18 protein-coding genes are annotated in these 18,513 nt (G+C 67.0%); 11 read left to right on the top strand and 7 right to left on the bottom strand.

The genetic code is table 11. The annotated features are described in order from the left end of the window. Window positions 1-128: 128 nt before the first annotated feature. Window positions 129-1,085, bottom strand: a complete 957-nt coding sequence (locus tag RSO01_RS00090; RefSeq protein ID WP_147144908.1) for a hypothetical protein — start codon at window positions 1,083-1,085, stop codon at window positions 129-131. Between the two features lie 280 nt (window positions 1,086-1,365). Here RSO01_RS00090 and RSO01_RS00085 point away from each other — a divergent pair, with 280 nt between their 5' ends. The 3 genes from RSO01_RS00085 to RSO01_RS00075 all read left to right on the top strand — a co-directional run bounded on the left by RSO01_RS00085 (window position 1,366) and on the right by RSO01_RS00075 (window position 2,726). Continuing rightward, entirely contained in the window at window positions 1,366-1,758 is a 393-nt protein-coding gene (locus RSO01_RS00085; protein ID WP_147144906.1) for a hypothetical protein, read from the top strand. A 256-nt stretch (window positions 1,759-2,014) separates the two neighbouring features. After that, window positions 2,015-2,464, top strand: coding sequence for a response regulator (locus RSO01_RS00080; protein WP_170302757.1), 450 nt, complete (start codon window positions 2,015-2,017; stop codon window positions 2,462-2,464). A gap of 1 nt (window position 2,465) precedes the next feature. Beyond that, the gene (locus RSO01_RS00075) at window positions 2,466-2,726 is read left to right on the top strand and encodes a hypothetical protein (protein ID WP_147144903.1); all 261 of its coding nucleotides are present in this window, start codon (window positions 2,466-2,468) and stop codon (window positions 2,724-2,726) included. On the opposite strand, the gene RSO01_RS00070 is transcribed toward RSO01_RS00075, so the two are convergent. Then, entirely contained in the window at window positions 2,723-3,115 is a 393-nt protein-coding gene (locus RSO01_RS00070; protein WP_147144901.1) for a hypothetical protein, read from the bottom strand. The genes RSO01_RS00075 and RSO01_RS00070 overlap by 4 nt on opposite strands. 228 nt (window positions 3,116-3,343) lie before the next feature. Between RSO01_RS00070 and RSO01_RS47025 the strand changes: the two genes are divergently transcribed. Further along, window positions 3,344-5,470, top strand: a complete 2,127-nt coding sequence (locus RSO01_RS47025) for a DUF4114 domain-containing protein (protein ID WP_170302756.1) — start codon at window positions 3,344-3,346, stop codon at window positions 5,468-5,470. A 172-nt stretch (window positions 5,471-5,642) separates the two neighbouring features. Here RSO01_RS47025 and RSO01_RS00060 read toward each other — a convergent pair whose 3' ends face one another. Continuing rightward, entirely contained in the window at window positions 5,643-6,023 is a 381-nt protein-coding gene (locus RSO01_RS00060) for a hypothetical protein (protein WP_147144899.1), read from the bottom strand. 162 nt (window positions 6,024-6,185) lie between these two features. Here RSO01_RS00060 and RSO01_RS00055 point away from each other — a divergent pair, with 162 nt between their 5' ends. From RSO01_RS00055 to RSO01_RS00040, 4 genes are all read left to right on the top strand, one after another. After that, complete coding sequence (locus RSO01_RS00055; RefSeq protein ID WP_147144897.1) at window positions 6,186-7,577, top strand: amidohydrolase family protein; 1,392 nt, start codon at window positions 6,186-6,188, stop codon at window positions 7,575-7,577. A gap of 197 nt (window positions 7,578-7,774) precedes the next feature. After that, window positions 7,775-8,764: an LLM class flavin-dependent oxidoreductase gene (locus RSO01_RS00050; protein WP_170302755.1), complete on the top strand. Its 990-nt coding sequence runs from the start codon at window positions 7,775-7,777 to the stop codon at window positions 8,762-8,764. A gap of 2 nt (window positions 8,765-8,766) precedes the next feature. Beyond that, window positions 8,767-10,002 carry an acyl-CoA dehydrogenase family protein gene (locus RSO01_RS00045; protein ID WP_147144893.1) on the top strand — a complete coding sequence of 412 codons (1,236 nt, stop codon included), beginning with the start codon at window positions 8,767-8,769 and terminating at the stop codon, window positions 10,000-10,002. A 120-nt stretch (window positions 10,003-10,122) separates the two neighbouring features. Further along, window positions 10,123-11,379, top strand: coding sequence for an amino acid ABC transporter substrate-binding protein (locus tag RSO01_RS00040; RefSeq protein WP_147144891.1), 1,257 nt, complete (start codon window positions 10,123-10,125; stop codon window positions 11,377-11,379). 121 nt (window positions 11,380-11,500) lie between these two features. Here the strand turns inward: RSO01_RS00040 and RSO01_RS00035 are convergent, their stop codons facing one another. The 4 genes from RSO01_RS00035 to RSO01_RS00020 are packed head-to-tail and all read right to left on the bottom strand — an operon-like array spanning window position 11,501 to window position 14,792. Next, window positions 11,501-12,232 (bottom strand): ABC transporter ATP-binding protein, encoded by a 732-nt coding sequence (locus tag RSO01_RS00035; RefSeq protein ID WP_147144889.1) that lies wholly within the window; start codon window positions 12,230-12,232, stop codon window positions 11,501-11,503. Continuing rightward, complete coding sequence (locus RSO01_RS00030) at window positions 12,222-12,956, bottom strand: ABC transporter ATP-binding protein (protein ID WP_147144887.1); 735 nt, start codon at window positions 12,954-12,956, stop codon at window positions 12,222-12,224. Before RSO01_RS00030 ends, RSO01_RS00035 begins: the two co-directional genes overlap by 11 nt. Further along, window positions 12,953-13,927, bottom strand: coding sequence for a branched-chain amino acid ABC transporter permease (locus tag RSO01_RS00025; protein WP_218037198.1), 975 nt, complete (start codon window positions 13,925-13,927; stop codon window positions 12,953-12,955). The genes RSO01_RS00030 and RSO01_RS00025 overlap by 4 nt, the downstream gene beginning before the upstream one ends. Beyond that, on the bottom strand, window positions 13,917-14,792 hold the full coding sequence (locus RSO01_RS00020; protein ID WP_147144885.1) for a branched-chain amino acid ABC transporter permease: 876 nt from the start codon (window positions 14,790-14,792) through the stop codon (window positions 13,917-13,919). Before RSO01_RS00020 ends, RSO01_RS00025 begins: the two co-directional genes overlap by 11 nt. A 212-nt stretch (window positions 14,793-15,004) precedes the next feature. On the opposite strand from RSO01_RS00020, the gene RSO01_RS00015 reads away from it, so the two are divergent. The 3 genes from RSO01_RS00015 to RSO01_RS00005 all read left to right on the top strand — a co-directional run bounded on the left by RSO01_RS00015 (window position 15,005) and on the right by RSO01_RS00005 (window position 18,272). Continuing rightward, window positions 15,005-16,045 carry a glycosyltransferase gene (locus RSO01_RS00015; protein ID WP_170302754.1) on the top strand — a complete coding sequence of 347 codons (1,041 nt, stop codon included), beginning with the start codon at window positions 15,005-15,007 and terminating at the stop codon, window positions 16,043-16,045. 158 nt (window positions 16,046-16,203) lie between these two features. Further along, the gene (locus tag RSO01_RS00010) at window positions 16,204-17,058 is read left to right on the top strand and encodes a glycosyltransferase family A protein (protein ID WP_170302753.1); all 855 of its coding nucleotides are present in this window, start codon (window positions 16,204-16,206) and stop codon (window positions 17,056-17,058) included. Next, window positions 17,055-18,272, top strand: a complete 1,218-nt coding sequence (locus RSO01_RS00005; protein ID WP_147144880.1) for a glycosyltransferase — start codon at window positions 17,055-17,057, stop codon at window positions 18,270-18,272. Before RSO01_RS00010 ends, RSO01_RS00005 begins: the two co-directional genes overlap by 4 nt. The last annotated feature ends 241 nt before the right edge of the window (window positions 18,273-18,513 follow it).

Here is an 18,513-nt window from a genome sequence, read left to right as displayed (position 1 = left end):
CAGGCAATCTCATCGGCCCCGCGCCAAGCCGTCATGATCACTGTGCAGAGCTACTAGTGCACGCCCGTGCGTGCGACTGCATGAACCCGCCGCAGCGGATTCATGCAGCCGGACAGGTCGATACGCCGCTACCAGAACCGTCGCGAGCCGAACAGCACCACCAGCGTCCGGTCGTCGCGATGGCGGGCGCCCAGCGAGGCGCCGGCGCAGGCCGCGGCCGCGCCGATCGCCATGGTCGCGGCGGCCAGGAAGCCCGCGATCAGCGTCGCCTTGCGCGCCTTGTCGGCGGCATCGCGCGCCTTCTGCTCGGCGGCCTTCAGCTCGGCGAAGGCCTCGTCGACGCGCTTCTCGGCATCGGCCTGCGGGAGGCCGGTGCGCTGGCTGACCAGGCTCGCAAGCCAGGCGCGGTCGCGCGCGTCGAGCTGCGGGTTGTTGATGTTGGCGGCGAAAGCCCGCGCGATCGGCGCGGCGAGGTCGGCGCGCGAACCCGTGGCCGGTCCGCCAGCCGCTGCGGGCGCGGCAGCGCCCGGCCCCGGCGCCAGCAGGCGGTCGACGGCGTAGTCGGTCGGCTGCATCGAGATCTGCTGCAGGGCGGCCGGCGTCTGCGGATTGGCGGCTGCGCCCGCGGTGCCGGCCGCGGCGACCGCGGTCGTGGCGCCGGTGATCGCCTTCACCACGCCGCTCACGCCCGAGACCGCGAGCACCGCGCCGACGACGACGCCCAGCGCCCATACGCCGAAGCCGTGGCCGCCGTCGCGGAAGTGGCTCTCGACGGTGTCGCTGGTCACCCAGGGCGTGCGCATGCGGCCGGCGAGGTAGCCGCCGGCCGAGAAGCTCGCGACATGGACCAGCGCGGCGTACAGGCCGGCCAGCACGGCCAGCGCCCTGGCCGAGAGCCCGGCATAAGGCTGTGGCGACACGATGCTGAGGCCGAGCGCGCCGCCGAAGGTCATGAGCACGACCATGATGGCAAGCGCGCCCAAGGTGCCGAGGATGATTGGACCCCAGTCGACATAGCGCCCAGCAGGCAGGTCCGAGGCGACGACGGTGGCAGCGGGCGTGGTGGTGGTGGTGACGACAGCCATGATGTCCTCCCTCAGCGCAGGCCAACGAGAGAAAGGATGAACATGACGACGACGACCAAGCCGACCAGATAGATGATGGCGTTCATTGACAAAGCCTCCGTTCCCATTCGTTACGGGGAACGTGCATGCGGAACGAAGGGTTCCCGCCACGATCGGACGTCCGTTAATGGACGAAAGCGGCCGGGCTTTTCGTGCCGGCGCTGCAACGCATGCGCGGCTCGCGCTTTGATGTCAGGCGGCGGGCGCCCGCGGTTTCGGTTGGTAGAGAGGCAGCAGAGCAATGGCACGGCTCGACTGGATGACGTTCCTCGCCGCCCATCCGAAGGCGCATCTGCTGGCCGCGCACGTTCCCGACCCCAGCCCCACCGTACTGAAGCGCTTGCGACGGCTGATGCAGGCGTTGATCGACTCCGAAGAGCCGGTGGGCGACTACGCCACGGCGATCGTGCGCCGCCGCGACATCACCGAGATCCAATGCGGCTTCGCCCACTGCGCCGACGCCGACCGCGTCGGTGAACGGCTCAAGGCAACGCCAGTGCCGGCGACCGGCGAATGGCTGAGCGAGCGCAGCCTCCGGCTCGATGAACAGGCCGAGAGTGCGTTGGAAGCCAGGGCGACGCCGCGGAAGGCGGCTCGTAGACTGCGGGACCCGGAGGCTCTGACTCGTCCGTAGCCGACGCCGGCATTATTTCTGTCGCAGTGCAGAAATCGGACGGCAAATACGGCCGGTCAAGCATCAGGCGGCCGAAAACACATCCAATTTGGAACTGCTGGAAATCAACTCAATTGGCAAATTTGCGGGCTTTTCCCCTGCCCGGCCCCGTCCTGCGGCGCGGTCGCTCCACCGTGGACACGAACCAAGGTGACTCGGCCCGGGAGGCGGGCGCATGGAGGCTCGATCCTTCAGCCCAAGCGCCCGGAGAGACGCAATGTCCAACGATTTCACCTGCGATGTCCTGATCGTCGAGGACGAACGCATCCAATGCGAGGAGATGGCTGCCTTCCTGGCCCGCGCCGGCCTGTCGGTGGCGACGGCGCATGACGGCACCACCGGGCTCGCCCAGGCCCGCCGCTACCCGCCGCGCGTTGCCCTGCTCGACTACAATCTGCCCGACATGACGGGCGTTCAGCTCGCCGAGAAGCTGCGGGCGGCGTTTCCGGAAATGGCGATCCTGATCGCCTCGGGCCGCATCGAGGGATTGTCGGAGCAGACGCTGAAGTCGCTCGGCATCTCGGTGTTCGTCAACAAGCCGTTGCCGCTGGGACCGCTGCGTCAGGCGGTCCTGCGCCTGGCGCGCTCCACGCCGGTCAACCGCATCGAGCGGCAGCAGCGCACCGGCGGCTGGCTGACGGCGGGCCTCGGCGGCACAAGGCACTAAGGTGCGCGACCTGCTCGGCAGGATCGCGCGCGCCGAGGGCGCCCTGGGTGCCGCCTGCCTCGCAGGTCTGCTGGCCTGCTGCCTGATCCTGATCGCCGCGCTCACGCTGGAAGACTCGCAGACCGACCGCCGCTCCGAGGTCGGCGAGATCCGCGCCTTGGTGGCGAGCGGCCACGAGCTCGGGCGTATGATCGCAGCCGCCGGGCAGCACGACCAGCCGGCGGCGCGCCGGGCGGCCGGGCGGCAGGCGGTGGCCGCCTAGTTTTCCGAACCAGGCTGGACGCGGGTCTGCGCTTCGAGCCAGTTGCGCGCCCGCGTCGGGCTATCGAACAGCCGCATCGGCCGGTCGGCCATCGCCAGCGCCCCCAGCACGCGGGCGAACGGCTCGGTCTGATCGGGCCTGGAGATGATGGCGAGCGCGCCCATCTTGCCGATGCTGTGATAGGAGCGGATCTCGGCGGTGATCATGAGCAGCTCCTGCGCGCTCATCGACGAGGTGCCGTTACGGCCGTCGAACAGCTTGCGATAGTGCGTGACCTTCGCGCCGGAGAGCGTGCGCAGAAAAGTCATGGCATCGCTTAGCGAGACGTCGCCCTCGGCCTCGCACAAGACGAGCTCAGCGCGCGAATCGATGGTCCAGTAGAGCGGCATAAAAGGCCTCCTCAAACTCGTCGAGGCGCGGAACGTGGCGCGCACGTCCGGTCGGCCTTGTCTGTCTATTCAGCATCAAGCGGCGCGGCGCGCGCCGGTGGATTTGTATGATTTGTTGTCGGGTGAGACGCCCAGTCAATGGATTCGGGACGGACAGTCAAACATGCGCTAGGTGGAATTGCTAAAAGGTGCCGGACGACCGGCATTATACCGCTTCGAGGGTGGACCATGGCATCGACCGACGACACCGACAGGGACGCAGCGGCAGGGGTCTTCTCGAGGGCCAAAGGCGGACTGTACGGCGGCCCGGTCGATACCACGGGTCTCGATCCGAACGTGGTGGCGCAGCTCATGGGCTATCGCTGGGCGACGTCGTTCGAGGGAACGCAACCTGCCGCCACGATCACCTATGCGTTTCCCTCGTCAACCGCTGCCTACATGAGCGATCCCACCTATCCGTCCACCAACGACCTCGCGACCTTCCAGCCCCTGAACGAATTCCAGGAGGCCGCCGTGCGCACGGGCCTGGCCCTCGTCGCCTCCTACACCAACCTCAAGTTCGTGGAAGTAGCGCCGGGGTCGGCCTCGCAGGCAGCGTTCCGCTTTTCGCAGTATACGCCGGACCCGGCGAAGTCGGAGGCCCGTTTCCCCGCCAACGAAGGGGCCTTCAAGTCATACCAGTCGGACAGCCGGGACACTGGTGACATGTTCCTCGGCCAGAACTCCCGTCCCACCTCGACCGCCTACTTCGGGACCGACCACTTCACCACCATCATCCATGAGATGGGGCATTCATTCGGCCTCAAGCACGGCCATGACGGCACCTTCCACGGCACGCTGGCGCCGCAGGTCAACGACAACGAATTCTCGGTGATGACCTACGCGAGCTACTTTGGCGCGAACACCGCAACCGGTGCGTCGGAGGCCCGCCTCGGCTCCTCGCCGACGAGCTACATGATGTACGACATCGCCGCCCTTCAGGTGATGTACGGCGCCAATTTCGACAAAGTCGGCATCAGGGCGACCTATCGCTGGGACAAGGGCACGGGTCAGCAATTCATCGGCAGCGACGCCGCTCCCAACACCGGCGTCACCGCCACCGACAAGATCTTCTCGACGGTGTGGACGCAGGGCGCCACCGTCACCTACGACCTCAGGGAATTCACCCAGGACCAGGTCGACGACCTGCGGCCCGGCCACTTCCTGAAATTCTCCAACGACCAGCTCGCCGACCTCAACAACGCCGTCGATGCCGGCACCGCGGGCTACATCGCACAGGGCAACGTCTACAACGCGCTGCTCTACCACGGCGACCTCAGGTCGGCCGTCGCCAACCTCATAACCGGCATCGGCAACGACACCTTGATCGGCAACGACCGCGACAACGTGCTGACCGCCGGCGCCGGCACCGACATCATCTCCACCGCCGGCGGCAACGACACGGTGCACGGCGGCGCCGGCGCCGACACGATCTTCTTCGGCTCCGGCTACAGCGTCCTCAGCGACACCCTTGCCGACCTGAACGGCGACGTGGTCAGGGACTTCGGCTTCGGCACGGTCGACGTTCGGGGTGAACGATTCGCCTGGAGCAACGTGGACCTCAACCTGGCGGGCACGAAGGCGACCATCACCGTCGATGGATCGGTCATCGAGCTCAACGGAAGCTTCTTCAGCGGCAACGGCGCCTTCATCGTCTCGCAACGCGGCGTCGGCGCTGACGAGCACACGGCGGTGAGCTACGTGAACGTGCTGCCGAACCTGGCGGAAGGGCGCAGCGTCAATCCGATCCTGATCAACGGCGTCGCCGACCAGCCCTTCATGACGGGTGACGGCGCGGTCCGCTTCACGCTGGAGCTGAAATCGGCCGTCTCGGCCTTCGCCAACACGCTCGGCGTCTACAAGATCGGCGCGGACGGCACGATCTCAGACGTCCAGGTCCTGTTCGCCAACACGCTCAACGTGGCGGCGGGCGCGAAGACCGTCGATCTCGGCGTGCTGGGCAACGGCCAGCACTTCGGCTTCTTCCTGATCCAGGACGGCGCCAACCTGTTCAACGCGCCCACGGGCACCCTGTCGTTCGTAACGCCCGGGACGAACACGTCGGCCAATGTCGACATCTGGCTGCCGCCCACCCTGGTGAGTTCCACCCAGGGCGCGCTCAGCGGCCACCAGATCTTCCATTCCTCCGCCAGCCTCAATCCCAACGCCAGCGTCCAGGTCCTGTCGGGCGTCCAGTCGGGTGGGCAGCAGCTGCATCTCGGCTTCGAGGATCTGCCGATGGCGACGGGCGATAGGGACTACCAGGACGTCGTCGTCGGCATCCACGCCAACGGCGACGGCTTCTTCTTCACCTGATGCGCTCCCCATCGCGTCTGCGCGATGGGGAGGCAGATCGATCAGTAGCTAGAGCGGAATCCGAGCAAATCGAACCGCGCGCGGTTCGATCTGCTCGGATTCGCGCGCACTGGTGATGCTTGTTGCAGGAGGCACAATCCGCCCAGCTGATTCCAGCTGGGCGGATTGTGCTTTAGACAAGCTCGGCCTCGACGGGCCGCGCGGTCGTGTCGGCGCGCACCTGCGGAGCGCCTACGACGACGGCCGTCAGGCCGGTATCGAGACGTTGCAGCAGGATCTCCACGCCATTGGAAAAGCGCACGGCGTCCTTGTAGGGACCGCCTTCGAGGCGGGTCATCACGACCTCCTCGACGGCGCCAACGCCGCAGCTTTCGCGCACGGTATCGCCAATGCCCTGCAGCAGCAGATGCGTCTCCGTGGGCACGCACACCGCCAGGTCGCAGGCCGGGCCGGTGGTGAACCCCATGGAGCCGGTCGGGAAACGCTCGAGGGTGAGCTTCTCGCCTTCTTCAGCAGGTCGCGAACGATACGCTTCCAGCGAATAATCACACATAACGACCTCCTTCACTCGGGATTGGACTCTCGCGTGGACGGGCGTCAGTGCAGGCAGAAGACCTACACCTGCCCACGAAACAACACGCAAGAATCACACCATTACTGTCCACCGCCCCGCGACCTGTCATGATCGGCCGAGCGACAAGGAGGGGGAGCTGCCGTGACCATCGTCATCCACAACGCCGTGATCGCGACGGTCGACGACCGGGACCAGCTGCACTACGGCGCCGCCATCGCCATCGACGGCGATCGCATCACGGCGATCGGGCCCAGCGCCGAGGTCCTGGCGCGCCATCCCGCGGCCGAGAAGGTCGATGGCACCGGCAAGATGGTCATGCCGGGCTTCGCCAACGTGCACACCCATTTCACCATGACGCTGGCGCGCGGCGTGTTCGAGGATCTCTCGCCGCCGCACAAGCCGCCTTTCTCCGGCGGCCTCTCGCCCATTCCCCTGCCCGACATGACGCCCGAGGAGCGCCGCGCCATGGCGCTGATCGGCGCGCTCGAGGCGCTGCGCAGCGGCACCACGCTGGTGCTCGAGGACACCAACGACGTCGACGACTATGCCGAGGCGCTGGCCGGCACCGGCATGCGCTTCCTGCTGAGCGAGCGCGCCTACGACCGTGTCGGCACCTCGATCGGCGATCCCGCGCCCTTCAAGCTCGACCGGGCGCTGGGCCAGCGCCATCTCAGGACCATCGAGGCCGCGCACAAGAAGTGGAACGGCAAGGCAGACGGGCGCATCCGCATCGCCGCGTCGGCGTGGGCACCCGACATGTGCTCGCCCGAGCTGCTGAAGGACCTGCGCGCGCTGCAGCAGCAGCTCGACACCTGGGCCACCATCCATTGCAACCAGATCTGGGGCGAGGTCGCGGCGGTGAAGGCCCATCGCAACCGCCTGCCGACCGAGTACCTGGGCGATCTCGGCTTCCTGCACGACCGGCTGGTCTGCGCCCATTGCCGCTGCATGGAGCCGTCCGAGGAAAAGCTCTTGGGCGAAGCGGGTGTCACCGTGGCCTTCAACGCCGCGATCGCTGCGCGGCGCGGGCTCAGCCCGCGCATCGCCGATCTCGAAAACTATGGCTGCACCATCGCCATGGGCTCGGACAACATGGCCGAGGACATGGTCGAGGTGCTGCGCACCGGCCTGTTCATGGAGCGCGTCCGGCGCGAGGACGGCCGCAATCCGACGCCCGAGCAGGCGCTGCGCTGGGCGACGCGCAACGGCTACCGCGCGCTCGGCGTGCCGGACGGCGGCTGGCTCAAGCCCGGCAACAAGGCCGACCTCATCGTGGTGGACCTGACCGGGGCGCACATGGTGCCGGTACTGCGCGCCGTCTCGACCTTCGTGCACCAGGCGCAGGCGCGCGACGTCGAGGCCGTGATGGTCGACGGCAAGTGGCTGATGAAGGCCGGCAAGGTCTTGGCCATGGACGAGGAAGCCGTGCTGGCCGAAGCGCAGCGGGTGGCGAACACCGCCTGGCCACGCCTGTTCGCCAAGCGACGCGACCTCAAGGTGCCGGACGGGTTCTCGCCGGATGCGTTGCCGTGACCACTCTTTTCCTCCCCCGTCTTACGGGGGAGGATACAGGAGGGGGAAGGCCACCCGTACAGCTTCCGACATTTCAGATCATGATCTGAAATCGGAAGCATCACGACTGAGGCTCACCCCCTCCCTACCCTCCCCCGTAAGAGGGGGAGGAGATCATGAAAGGTCGTGCTAACGTCCCTCCCCGGAGGAACCAAGGCATGCAGTTCGGTTTGTTCGGCGGCGCGCGGACAAAGCGCGGCGTCGGCCTGGAGGACAGCCAGGGCTACGAGAGCTTCATCGACTATGTGATCGAGGCCGATCGGCTGGGCTTCAAGCAGCTCTTCATGGTCGAGCACCACTTCACCGGCCAGGGCCAGGTCTCCTCGTCGATGACGGTGCTGGCCTATCTCGCCGCCCGCACGCGCCACATCCGGCTCGGCACCGCGGTGGTGGTGATGCCGTGGCACAATCCGGTGCTGGTGGCCGAGCAGGTGGCCACGCTCGACCTGCTGAGCGGCGGGCGCGTCGATTTCGGCGTCGGCAAGGGCTACCGCCAGGCCGAGTTCGACGGCTTCTGCATCCCGATCGACGAGGCGACCGAACGCTTCGACGAGGCGATGGAAATCATCAAGAAAGGCTGGATCAGCGAGGGCCGCTTCAGCCATCACGGCAAGCGCTGGCACTACGACAACATCGTGGTCGAGCCCTCGCCCTTGCAGCGACCGCATCCGCCGCTGTGGCTCGCCGCCGGCAGTCCCGACAGCATCCGCCGCGCCGCGCGCGAGGGTTATAACCTGCTGCTCGACCAGCTCGCCCAGACCGACCAGATCATCCGGCGCATCGCCCTCTTCAAGGAGGAGTGCCAGAAGGCCGGCCGCGAGTACCATCCCAGCCTGGTGGCGACGGCGCGCGCCTTGCAGATGATCCATAGCGAAAGCGAGCGCGCCGAGGCCTACGCCACGCGCAGGCGCGTGCTGTCGGTGATCGGCGATCTCGCCCGCGACAAGCTCGCCGACCGCGTCGAGGACGACACGGCCCCGTTGCTCGGCACGCCCGAGGAGATCGTCGCGCGCCTGAAGGAGCTCGAGGCCGGCGGCGCCACCAACATCCTGCTGGTCGATCCCAATGCCTCGGTGCGCAACCTGCAGGCCTTCGCCCGCGAGGTCATGCCTTCGTTCCAGCCCTCGCGCGTCGCAGCCGCCGACTGACCATGACCAAGAAGTTCGCCTGGACGCCCTCGCCCGTCCTGCCCAAGAAGCGCGTCTCCTTCGCCGACGTGAGCTACGAGGAAATGGTGCAACGTGCCTACGCGCTCGCCCCCAAGCTCGCGGCCCGTGCCGAGGCCTGCGAGAAGCTGCGCCGCCTGCCCGACGATACCGAGCGCGACCTGCATGACGCCGGCCTGTTCCGCTTCACGCAGCCCAAGCGCGTCGGCGGCGCCGAGCTCGATGTCGGCATCTTCGTCGATGTCTGCGCCGCCCTGGCGCGGGTCTGCCCGTCGACGGCGTGGAATGTCGGCAATCTCGGGAGCCATCACTGGATGCTGGGCTATTTCCCGCCCGAGACGCAGGACGAATTGTGGGACACCTCGCTCGACGTGCTGATCGCCACCTCGCTCGCCTTCGCCGGCGGTCGCGGCCGCAAGGTCGATGGCGGCTGGGAGGTGACGGGACGCTGGCCGCTCTCGTCGGGCGTCGACAATTCCGACTGGAACATGCTGGGCTTCATGGTGCGCGACGACAGCGGCGCCATCATCGACCAGCGCTTCGCCCTCGCCCATCGCTCGGAATACGAGATCATCGACACCTGGCATGCCGTGGGCCTGTGCGGCACGGGCTCGAAGGACGTCGCGGTCAAGGAGCTGTTCGTGCCCGAGCGGCGCACGCTCTCGGCCTGGGCGTTCAACGGCAAGCCGCATCCGGGCTCGTCGGTCAACGACACGCCGCTCTTCCGACTGCCATTGCTGGCGCTCGGGCCGTACGTGTTGTCGGGCGTCATGCTGGGCTGCGCCCAGGGCGCCTACGACCTGGTGGTGGGCGCGGCGCGCAAGCGCAACGCCACCAACACCGGCGTGCCGGTCAACGTCAATCCGACGGTGCAGATCAAGGTCGCCGAGGCGAGCGCGCGCATCGACAATGCCGAAGTGATCATGAAGCGCGCCTGCGAGCACGCCATGGCCGTCGCCCGCGCGGGCCAGGAGCACAAGCAAGAGGACAAGGTGCGCTATCGCCGCGACGCCTTCTTCGCCACGCGGGCCTGCCTGGAGGCGGTCGACATCCTGATGACGGTCGCGGGCTCGGGCGGGCTCTACACGACAGGGCCGATGCAACGGCTGTTCCGCGACGCCCATGCCTGCAACGCCCACGTCATGTTTTCGCCCGAGATCCAGGGCGCGATCTTCGGCCAGCATGCGCTGGGCTCGCCGGGACCGGCGCCGCTGCTCTAGCACCCCTTTCGTTCCTCCCCCGTCATACGAGGGAGGAGGAAGAAGTGACCTCGGGATGACAGCTCCGCCCGCGGCGGGCTAGGATCGAGCCAATCACACACGTCTTGGGAGGACGTTCCAATGCGCATCAAGCGTCGCACTTTCAACTCGCTCTCTGTCGCGGGCGCGGCCACCGGCTTTGCCGGCACGGCCAACGCACAGGCCAAGCCGATCACGGTGGGCTTCGGCATGGCGCTGACCGGTGGTCTCGCGCCCAACGGCAAGGCGGCGCTGCTCGCCATGCAGATCGCGACCGAGGAGATCAACGCCAAGGGCGGCATCCTCGGCCGACCGGTGAAGCTCGTCTACTACGACGACCAGTCCAATCCCTCGACGGTGCCCGGCCTCTATACGAAGCTGATGGATGTCGACAAGGTCGACATCGTGGTGAGCGGCTACGCCACCAACATGGTCGCGCCGGCAATGCCCGTGGTGATGCAGAAGGATCGCACCTTCTTCGCCCTGTTCGGCCTCGATGTGAACTCCGAGTTCAAATACAACCGCTACTTCTCGATCCAGCCGGCCGGCGGGCCCAAGCCCAAGGAGGCCTTCGCCGAGGGCTTCTTCGAGGTGGCGATGGCGCAGAATCCCAAGCCGCAGACGCTCGCCATGGTTGGCGCCGACGCCGAGTTCCCGCGCAATGCGCTGGAAGGCGTGCGCAACATCGCCAAGAAGTACAATCTCAAGATCGTCTACGACAAGAACTACCCGCCGGCGACCGCCGACTACACGCCGGTCGTGCGCGCGGTGGCGGCGACCAATCCCGACATCTTCTTCGCCGCGTCCTATCCGCCGGATTCGGTCGGCATCATCCGCGCCAGCAGCGAGATCGGCTTCAAGCCCAAGATCTACGGCGGCGGCATGGTCGGCCTGCAGGCGACGGCGATCAAGACGCAGCTCGGGCCGCTCCTGAACGACATCGTGGTCTACGACTTCTGGCTGCCGTGGGCGGGCTTCGCCACGGATGCCGGCCGCGAGTTCGTGAAGAAGTACCAGGCCAAGTCGGCCGAGGCCGGCGTCGATCTCCTGGGCTACTACCTGCCGCCGTTCGGTTATGCCCTGATGCAGGTCATCGAGCAGGCGGTGACGGGAGCCGGCACCACGGAGGACGCCAAGCTCGCCGACTTCATGCGCAAGGCGACCTTCAAGACCGTCGTCGGCGACTTCAAGTTCAACGCCGGAGGCGAATGGGAAACCGCCCAGGTCATGGCCGTCCAGTTCCAGGGCGTGCAGGGAAACGGGGTCGAGCAATTCACCAACCCGAAGACCGAAGTCATCCTGTGGCCGACCAAGTACAAGACCGGCGACATCGTCTATCCGTACAATCCGAAGAAATGACAGGAAGCGCGCGCTAGCGAGATTCCTGTCATCCCGAGCGTAGCGAGGGATCTTTTCGACAGGAAAGATCCCTCGCTAGCGCTCGGGATGACAGTCTTGGCGTGACGTCTATCACCCTCAGCTAAGCCCCGAGATAGAACTCCCGGATCAGCTCGTTGTTGTTCAGCGCCTCGGCGGATTCGCCCTCGAAGGCGATCTTGCCGTGGACGATGACGTAGCCGCGGTCGGCGATGCGGACGGCCTGGATGAAGTTCTGCTCGGCCATCAGGACACTGAGGTTGTAGCCCTCCTTCAGCTCCTTGATCTTGTCGATGGTGCGGCTGACCAGGAGCGGCGCCAAGCCGACAGAGGGCTCGTCGATCAACAGGATGCGCGGCGCCGACATCAGGGCGCGGGCGAGCGCCAGCATCTGCTGCTCGCCGCCCGACATGCTGCCGGCGAGCTGGCCCGCGCGTTCCTTGAGCCGTGGGAAGGTTTCCAGGCAGAAATCGAGGTTCCGATTGATCTGTGAGCGCGCCTTGGGCCGGAAGGCGCCAAGCAACAGATTCTCGGTCACCGTGAGCTTGGGGAAGAGCCGTCGGCCTTCCGGCACGAAGCCGATGCCGAGATCGACGATCTCCTCGGTCGCCAGGCCGACAAGCTCGTGCTCGGTGCCGTCGATCAGGGCTTTGATGCTGCCCTTGGACGGCCGCACGATGCCCATGACCGACTTCATCAGCGTCGACTTGCCGTTGCCGTTGGTGCCCAAGAGCGCCACCGTCTCGCCGGCGCCGACGGTAAGCGACACGCCGTCGAGCACGCGCACCGCGCCGTAGCCCGCGTCGATGCCGGCGATGGTGAGGCTATTCGCCAAGGTAGGCCTTCACGACTTCAGGATCGCGCACGATGTCCTTGGGCGGACCGTCGGCGATCTTCTTGCCGGCCACCAGCACGGCCAGCCGCTGGGAGAACTCCATCACCGCCCGCATGATGTGCTCGATCATGATCACGGTGACGCCCTGCTCGTTCAGCCGGATCAGGAGAGCGATGATCTCGTCGACCTCGGCGTGGCTCAGCCCCGCCATCGCCTCGTCGGAGATCAGGAGCTTGGGCTGGGCCGCCATGGCGCGGGCGAGCTCGAGCTTGCGCATCTCGATCTGCGTCAGGTCGCGCGGCATCTGGCGCGCCTTGGCCAACAGCCCGACCATGCCCAGAAGTTCCAGGCAGCGCTCGTCGATCGCCGCACCATGCAGATGACCGCCGGCCCGCGCATTCACCGAGTAGAGGATCGGAATACGCACGTTCTCGGCCAGCGAGAGGCTGGCGAAGGGCCGCGGCAGCTGGAAGCTGCGCGCCAGGCCGCGGCGCGTGCGCTGATGCGCCGTCAAGCCGTCCAGCGTCTCGTCGGCGAAGCGCACGCTGCCGGTCTCGTTGTGCAGCGTGCCGCAGATGCAGTTGACCAAAGTCGACTTGCCCGAGCCGTTGGGGCCGATCAGGCCCAGCCTCTCGCCCGGCTGGACGTCGAGGTCGATGCCGTCGAGTGCCACGAAGCCCCCGAAGCGCTTGCTGAGCCCGCTGACCTGCAGGAGCGCCGTCATCGTTTCCTCTTCTGGAACAGGCCGACGATGCCTTGCGGCGCCAGAATGACGAAGGTCACCATGAGCACGCCCGCCACCAGCACGTTGACGGCCGACGAGATCGTCACACGCAGATACTCTTGCAGGCCGCCGACCAGCACCGCGCCGATCACGGGACCCAGCCAGCTGCCGGTGCCGCCGATCAGCGGCATGGCAATGGCGTTCACCGCATAGTTCAGGCTGAAGCCCGAGGCCGGGTCGAGATAGGTCACGTAGAAAGGCAGCGGCGCACCGGCCATGCCCATGAAGCCGCCCGACAGGCCGGTGGCGATCAGTTTCAGCCGCAAGGTCGGCACGCCGGAGGCCTCGGCCGCTGCCTCGTCGTCGCGGATGGCAGCGAAGCCGTAGCCAAGGGCGGAGCGTTCGATGGCGCGCGCCGTCGCCAGCACGATGACGCACATGCCCAGCATCAGCAGGAACAGGTACTGCACGTATTCGCCGCCGATCAGCGGCGCCACGCGCGGGCGCAGCACATAAGCGCCGCGCGCGCCGCCGACGAAATCCCAGTTGGTGATCAGCGTCTGCACCACCACGGCCAGCGCGAGGGTGGCGATAGAGAAGAACACGCCGCGCAGTCTGAGCGTGAGGTAGCCGGTGCCGATTCCGACGAGGCCGGCCAGCGAGCCGCCGATCAGGATCATCACCGGCAGCGGCATCGCCGGGATGAGCTTGTGCAGCACCACGGTCGAATAGGCGCCGATGGCGAAGAAGGCGGTAACGCCGAAATTCACATAGCCGGTGTAGCCGCCCAGGATGTTCCAGGCGGTGCCCAGCACGATGTACTGCGCCACCACGTAGGCCATGAAGAAGGCGTAGCTGTTGTTGTACCAGCGGCCGATCGCGAAGATCGCCACGCCGATGGCGATCAGCACCAGGGTGAACGGCAGCCCGCGCAGGCCCGGCGCGGCAGCTACGGCCGTCTTATCGACCAAGGATGCCACTGGGCCGTACCGCGAGCGTGATCAGCAGGATACCGAAGGCCACCGCCGGCGCCCATGACGGTCCGAAGAAGGTGGCGGTGAGGCTCTCGGCGATGCCGAGCGTCATGGCCGCGATCACCATGCCGGGGAAGCTGCCCAGCCCGCCCAGCACGACGATGGCGAAGACGCGGCCGATATATTCGCGGCCGATCGAGGGCTCGACCGGCTGGATGATGATCAGGCAGGCGCCGGCCAGTGCCGCCGTGGCGATCGACAGGCCGAAGGCGATGCGCTTGATCTTGACCGGATCGGCCGCCATCAGCCGCAGCGCGCCCTGGTCCTGGGCCACCGCCTGGACGGCGCGGCCGATGAAGGTGCGCGACAGGAAGATCTGCAGGCCCACCACCATGACCATCGCCACCAGGAAGGGCACCAGTAATCGCAGCGGCAGGTCGAACAGGCCGAGACTGATGCTGGGCCCGATATAGGGCGCCTGCACGGTGCGGTAGTCGACGCCGAAGGTCAGCACCAGCACGACCTCGGTGATGAACAGCAATCCGAAGAAGAAGGACAGGCCGCGCAACGACTGGTCGTCGCGCCGCTCGAAGGCGACGTAATAGACCTGATAGGACAGCATGCCGAGCAGGTAGAAGACCGGCAGCGCGATCACCGAACTCAGGATGGGATCGATGCCGAACACCGTGTTGCCGACGAAGGCGGCATATGAGCCCAGCAGGATGAAGGCCGGATGGGCGATGTTGACGATGTCGAGCAGCCCGAAGGAGATGGCGATGCCGACCGAGACGGCGGCATAGAAGCCACCGAGCAGCAGCCCGGAGACGATGGCGTTGATCAGCAGATTGGCCGAGCCGTCCATGGCCGAGCTTTCAATCCGCGTGCGTGACGGCGGTGCCGCAGGCCTGCGCAGACATAATGCCTCCCCTTGTGCGCACCTTTGCAGGTGCAGCCGTGGCGATGTTTCCGCCTTCGTGCGCAGTTCGCGCGGAAAGGAGGATGGCCAACCGGCAGGCGTTTGACAATGGTTTCCCACCAAGGGACGACGCATCGACTTTGTGCCATAACCCCCGAATGCCGTTAGCTCCACCCGTCGGGGTCGTGATCGCCAATCACAACAACTGCGCGTTCGTCGATAAGGCGATCGAGTCGGTGGCCCGCCAGACCGTCCGCGATCTACAGGTCGTCGTCGTCGACGATGCCTCGACGGACAGCTCGGACGAGATGGTCCGCCGCTGTCTCGCGCGTCTCGACGACAACCGGTTTCGCTACGTGAAGCTCGGGACCAACCTCGGCCAGGCCGGCGCGCTGCGCCGCGGCATGGCGGAGCTCGACACGCCGTTCGTCTGCTTCCTCGATTCGGACGATCTCTGGTACGACGATTTCGTCGCCCGCCATCTCGCAGTCCACATGAACGCCGACTTCCCCGTCGCGCTGACCTATTGCGATTCGCACATCATCGATGCCGACGACCGCATGCTGGCGGGTACGGCCTGGTGGTTCGATTCCGACAAGCCGCAGGCCAAGGCGCAGAGGCCGATCACGGCGGCGCTGACGCCAGTCTTCGATGCCGCGCGTGGCGAGCTCACCTATCCGCGCAGCGACGCCGTCACCTTCCATCCGCAATGGACGCCGGCTGGCGCCACCAACACGACGGCGAGCATGATGTTCCGGCGCGCCTTCGTCGATCTCGTGCTGGTGCCGCCGAGCCACGAGCTCAGGCTCTATGTCGACTTCTACCTGTCGACCTTCGCCTGCCTGATGACCGGCACGATCGCCATCCATGACGCGCTGTACGGCTACCGCATGCATGGCGGGAACAGCCATTCCAACGCCACGGTGCCGGGCGGCACCTACAACTCCGCCAACCGCGAGTGGGAGCCGATCCGCCGCTACGTCCTGAAGATGGTCCAGCGCGTCCTGCGCGACGAGGCCGAGGCGTTGCGGCTGACCTTCGGCGAAGAACGCCACTCGATCGCCGAACGGCTGATGGCGGATGCTGTCGGCGCGCTGCCGGCCGACCGGACGGCGCCGGCAAAGGCACGGCTGTCCGAGCTGGTGCTGAGCTTCCTAGGTGACGGCCTGTCGCGTCTCGGCCTGCGCGACCGGTCGTGATGATGCGAACCGCCCGTCGCACGCCTCCCTTGCGCTTCTCATATTCCTCTCCCCCGCTAGGGGGAGAGGTCAGGTGAGGGCGAATCGACGTGCGCAGCCCCCTCACCCGACCTCTCCTCCTAGCGGGGGAGAGGAGTAAGAGCGCCGTCTTCGCCGGCGTGGCGCGCGACTGTGCGGCGTATCTGCCGGGTGTGCTCGAGAATCTCGACCGATTCGCAGCGACCTATGACGCAGCGTCCTTCCTGTTCGTGGTCAGCGACAGCAAGGACGACACACGCGCGATCCTGGAGCGATGGCTGGACGGACGACGCGGCCAGGTGATCGATCTCGGCGTCCTGGAAGGGCGGCTGACAAAGCGGACCGAGCGCATCGCCTTCGCCCGCAACGCCGGCCTCGACGCGATCGCTCACGGTGAGGATGCAGGCCACAACCATCTCGTTGTCGCCGACCTCGACGATGTTTTAGCCCAGCCAGTCGATGCCGACGCCTTTGCCCGGGCGGCCGCGTGGCTCGATGCTGATCCCGCGCGCGCCGGCGTCACGGCCAATGCCATGCCGCGCTACTACGACGTCTGGGCGCTTCGTCACGATCGCTGGTGTCCGGACGATTGCTGGCATCCGATCTGGGGCCGCCCACCCGACGAGACCTTCGAGGCGGCCAAGTTCCGCGAGGTGTTCACGCGCCAGATCGAGATCCCGCTGTCGCTGCCGCCGATCGCCGTGCGCTCGGCCTTCGGCGGGCTCGGCATCTATCGCCTGGCCGCAGCCCTAGCGGCCCGCTACTGCGGCATCGACGCCGAGGGCCGCGAGACTTCCGAACATGTCGCCTTCAACACGGCGATCGGCGGCGCCGGCGGGCGGCTTCACATCTTCCCCGCGCTGCGGGTGCATGCCCCGCGCCAGCATCTCTACCAGCCGTCGGACTTCAAATGGCGCTGGCGCATGACCATGACGGCGCGGCGGGCCGCCGAGCTCGCGCGGCCGCCGTGGCGCCGGATGCTGGTTCCGACATGAAGGCGCTGATCATCGATCCGGCGGTGCATTCGCTGGGCGGGCATCACTTCAATGCGGTGCAACGCCTGCAAGGTGAACTCGCGGGACTGGGCGTGGCCGCGCCCTGCCTGGGTTCGGCCTATGCCGATCGCCGCGTCGTCGACGAACTGGCCTGCACGCCGACATTCACCAAATCGGTGTACGGACGATCCTACGCAACGCCTGCCGAGTTCGCCGACAGCGTCGAGGAGACCGGCCGGCAACTGGCCGGGGCGATGCGCCGGTCTGGCATGCCGGACCTCATCATCCTGCCATGCTGCGATCAGGTGTCGGCGATGGCGCTGGCGCGGCAGCTGAAGCGTTCCTGGCTGCGGCGGCCGCGCGTCCTGCTGTGGCTGCTCTATGGACCGCATCACCTGCAGACGCCGGACGATCCCGCGGCCGCGGGCCTGGACGGCGAAGCCCGAGCCGCCTTCGCGGCACTCGCCGCCAGCGCCGGCGGCGTCGAGGCCTATTGCGAGACCCCGGCGATGGCCGACTTCTTTCGCCGCCTCGTGCCGTTCGACGTCGGCGTCATGCCCGGCCCCGGCCTGCCCGCGCGCGCCCGCGTCGCCAAGGCGGCAAGTGGACCGCCGGTCATCTCCTGCATCGGCTTCGCCAACCGGGCCAAGGGCTATCGCCTGCTACCGCAGGCCGTGCCGTATGTCCTCGACCGTCATCACGACGTCAGATTCATGATCCACGGTATCGTCAACGGATCCGATGCCGAGGCCGACCAGCCTATGTTCGATCGCCTGGCCGGGCTCGGCGAGCGCGTGCAGGTTCACCGGGAGGTACTCACGTCCGGCGAGTATCTCGCCCGGTTGGCCGAGGCCGACCTTTTGCTGCTGCCCTACGACCCCAAGGTCTACCGGCGGCGCGGTTCGGGGGTGTTCGCGGATGCCCATCATGTCGGCATACCCGTCGTCGCCCCGAAGGACTGCGCCTTTGCCCAGCCGGCCTTCGATGGCGGTTGGGGCGTGGGGATGAGGGGATATGACGGCAACAGCCTCGGTATTGCGGTCCTGGAGGGGCTCGATCGATTGGAGCCCCTTGCCGCCTGTGCCGCCCGTGCCGCCGGCCGGGTGCGCGACGACCTCGGCCGCGTCCTCAGTGGCTCGGTCGAGGGCCTTGCCGGCAGACCGGCCGGGCTCCTGCGCCGGTTCCGACCGGGAAACACCCCAAGATCCGCCTAAGTTCGGCTCGAATCGCAGTGCATTGAGCCCAATTGTGGTAAGTTCCAGTGGTATGGCGGCTGCTCCCTGCAACCGTGGCTTTTCAAGGACTTAGGATCCCGCGCTCGATGTTGCCGCCAAGACCAGCCCAGAAGCGGAACTCGGAACTGTCCGCTGCCCTCGCCCGCTGTCGCCACGCCCTGATCGGCATCGGCGTGTTCACGGCCGCAATCAACCTGCTGCAGCTCACCGGCCCGATATT

The sequence above is a fragment of the Reyranella soli genome (assembly GCF_007992495.1).
Taxonomy (GTDB): domain Bacteria; phylum Pseudomonadota; class Alphaproteobacteria; order Reyranellales; family Reyranellaceae; genus Reyranella; species Reyranella soli.
This window is presented reverse-complemented; position numbering and strand designations above follow the sequence as displayed.